The sequence below is a fragment of the Rathayibacter sp. VKM Ac-2857 genome, from assembly GCF_013205025.1.
Classification (GTDB): Bacteria; Actinomycetota; Actinomycetes; order Actinomycetales; family Microbacteriaceae; genus Rathayibacter.
Genome location: NZ_JABMLE010000006.1, coordinates 1 through 3,040, shown reverse-complemented (window position 1 = coordinate 3,040; position 3,040 = coordinate 1). Strand labels below are relative to the sequence as shown.

The following is a 3,040-nucleotide window of genomic DNA, read 5'->3' as shown; positions in this document are numbered from 1 at the left end:
CACTTCCGTTGTGAAGCACCTTTTGTGGTGTGGAGGCGGGATGTGTCCGATTCTTGAGAACTCAACAGCGTGCACTATGTTCAATGCCAAATTTATAACCCCGTCCGGGTCTTGTGATCCGGTTGGGTTCCTTTGGAAATTGATGTCAGTAATGATGTCTTATTTGCTAGAGGTCAAACTTGAGTGCCTTCCTTTCGGGGTCGGTGTTCGTAATTTTTTTACGGAGAGTTTGATCCTGGCTCAGGACGAACGCTGGCGGCGTGCTTAACACATGCAAGTCGAACGATGAAGCCCAGCTTGCTGGGTGGATTAGTGGCGAACGGGTGAGTAACACGTGAGTAACCTGCCCTTGACTCTGGGATAAGCGCTGGAAACGGCGTCTAATACCGGATACGACCTGCCCCGGCATCGGGTGCGGGTGGAAAGTTTTTCGGTCAAGGATGGACTCGCGGCCTATCAGGTAGTTGGTGAGGTAATGGCTCACCAAGCCGACGACGGGTAGCCGGCCTGAGAGGGTGACCGGCCACACTGGGACTGAGACACGGCCCAGACTCCTACGGGAGGCAGCAGTGGGGAATATTGCACAATGGGCGAAAGCCTGATGCAGCAACGCCGCGTGGGGGATGACGGCCTTCGGGTTGTAAACCTCTTTTAGTAGGGAAGAAGGGCTTCGGCTTGACGGTACCTGCAGAAAAAGCACCGGCTAACTACGTGCCAGCAGCCGCGGTAATACGTAGGGTGCAAGCGTTGTCCGGAATTATTGGGCGTAAAGAGCTCGTAGGCGGTTTGTCGCGTCTGCTGTGAAAACCCGAGGCTCAACCTCGGGCCTGCAGTGGGTACGGGCAGACTAGAGTGCGGTAGGGGAGAATGGAATTCCTGGTGTAGCGGTGGAATGCGCAGATATCAGGAGGAACACCGATGGCGAAGGCAGTTCTCTGGGCCGTTACTGACGCTGAGGAGCGAAAGCGTGGGGAGCGAACAGGATTAGATACCCTGGTAGTCCACGCCGTAAACGTTGGGAACTAGATGTGGGGACCTTTCCACGGTCTCCGTGTCGCAGCTAACGCATTAAGTTCCCCGCCTGGGGAGTACGGCCGCAAGGCTAAAACTCAAAGGAATTGACGGGGGCCCGCACAAGCGGCGGAGCATGCGGATTAATTCGATGCAACGCGAAGAACCTTACCAAGGCTTGACATATACCGGAAACTTCCAGAAATGGTTGCCCCGCAAGGTCGGTATACAGGTGGTGCATGGTTGTCGTCAGCTCGTGTCGTGAGATGTTGGGTTAAGTCCCGCAACGAGCGCAACCCTCGTTCTATGTTGCCAGCACGTCATGGTGGGAACTCATAGGAGACTGCCGGGGTCAACTCGGAGGAAGGTGGGGATGACGTCAAATCATCATGCCCCTTATGTCTTGGGCTTCACGCATGCTACAATGGCCGGTACAAAGGGCTGCGATACCGTAAGGTGGAGCGAATCCCAAAAAGCCGGTCTCAGTTCGGATTGAGGTCTGCAACTCGACCTCATGAAGTCGGAGTCGCTAGTAATCGCAGATCAGCAACGCTGCGGTGAATACGTTCCCGGGCCTTGTACACACCGCCCGTCAAGTCATGAAAGTCGGTAACACCCGAAGCCAGTGGCCTAACCGCAAGGAGGGAGCTGTCGAAGGTGGGATCGGTGATTAGGACTAAGTCGTAACAAGGTAGCCGTACCGGAAGGTGCGGCTGGATCACCTCCTTTCTAAGGAGCATCTGGACACCATGCGCTTTTGCGTAGAGGTTGTTCCAGGCGCCAGATCAAAGCGAATGTCTTTGCTGGTAGCTCATGGGTGGAACATTGAACTGGGTGCAGGAAGAGATTCGTCTCGTGTCAGTACAGCCTTCGGGTTGGGAACGCACGGGGTGGGTGGGCGACTGCACATGCACGCTGTTGGGTCCTGAGGGACCGGGCCGGCTGCTCCTTCGGGGGTGGTTGGATCTCGACTCTCCTGGATCCTTTTTCCATGCCTGGGTGTGTGGGGGAGGGATACCGCCCGTATTTTGAGAACTACACAGTGGACGCGAGCATCTTAGACTCGGGCAGCCTTTGCGGGTTGTTCGGGTCGACAAGATTCGCAAGGAGCAGCCTTCGGGTTGTGTTCTTGCCAATCATTGGATCTGCAACTTTTCGAGTTGTGGTTTCTTAAACTCATGTGATTTTCAAGTTTTTAAGAGCAAACGGTGAATGCCTTGGCATCTGGAGCCGAAGAAGGACGTCGTAATCTGCGATAAGCCTCGGGGAGCTGATAAACGAGCTGTGATCCGAGGATTTCCGAATGGGGAAACCCCGCCAGGCCCCTTGTGGTGACCTGGTGACTCCCGCCTGAATATATAGGGCGGGTAGAGGGAACGTGGGGAAGTGAAACATCTCAGTACCCACAGGAAGAGAAAACAACAGTGATTCCGTCAGTAGTGGCGAGCGAACGCGGAAGAGGCTAAACCGAATCATGTGTGATACCCGGCAGGGGTTGCATGGTCGGGGTTGTGGGACTTTTCGTTGTGTTCTGCCGAGCACTGAACGTTACAGCGCATCATAGACGAACAGGTTTGAATGCCTGGCCAGAGCGGGTGCGAGCCCCGTAGTCGAAATGGTGTTATGGCGTGAAGAGTATCCCAAGTAGCACGGGGCCCGAGAAATCCCGTGTGAATCTGTCAGGACCACCTGATAAGCCTAAATACTCCCAGATGACCGATAGCGGACAAGTACCGTGAGGGAAAGGTGAAAAGTACCCCGGGAGGGGAGTGAAATAGTACCTGAAACCGTTTGCTTACAAACCGTCGGAGCTCCCATGTTGGGGTGACGGCGTGCCTTTTGAAGAATGAGCCTGCGAGTTAGTGCTCTGTGGCGAGGTTAACCCGTGTGGGGCAGCCGTAGCGAAAGCGAGTCCGAATAGGGCGATTTAGTCGCAGGGTCTAGACCCGAAGCGAAGTGATCTATCCATGGCCAGGTTGAAGCGACGGTAAGACGTCGTGGAGGACCGAACCCACTTCAGTTGAAAATG

At 55.0% G+C, this 3,040-nt stretch carries 2 rRNA genes; both read left to right on the top strand.

Going from position 1 to position 3,040, the window contains the following annotated elements:
- Positions 1-217 precede the first annotated feature (217 nt).
- Positions 218-1,740 (top strand): 16S ribosomal RNA (locus HQQ86_RS20855).
- A 456-nt stretch (positions 1,741-2,196) separates the two neighbouring features.
- Positions 2,197-3,040, top strand: a 23S ribosomal RNA gene (locus HQQ86_RS20850); the annotation flags it as partial.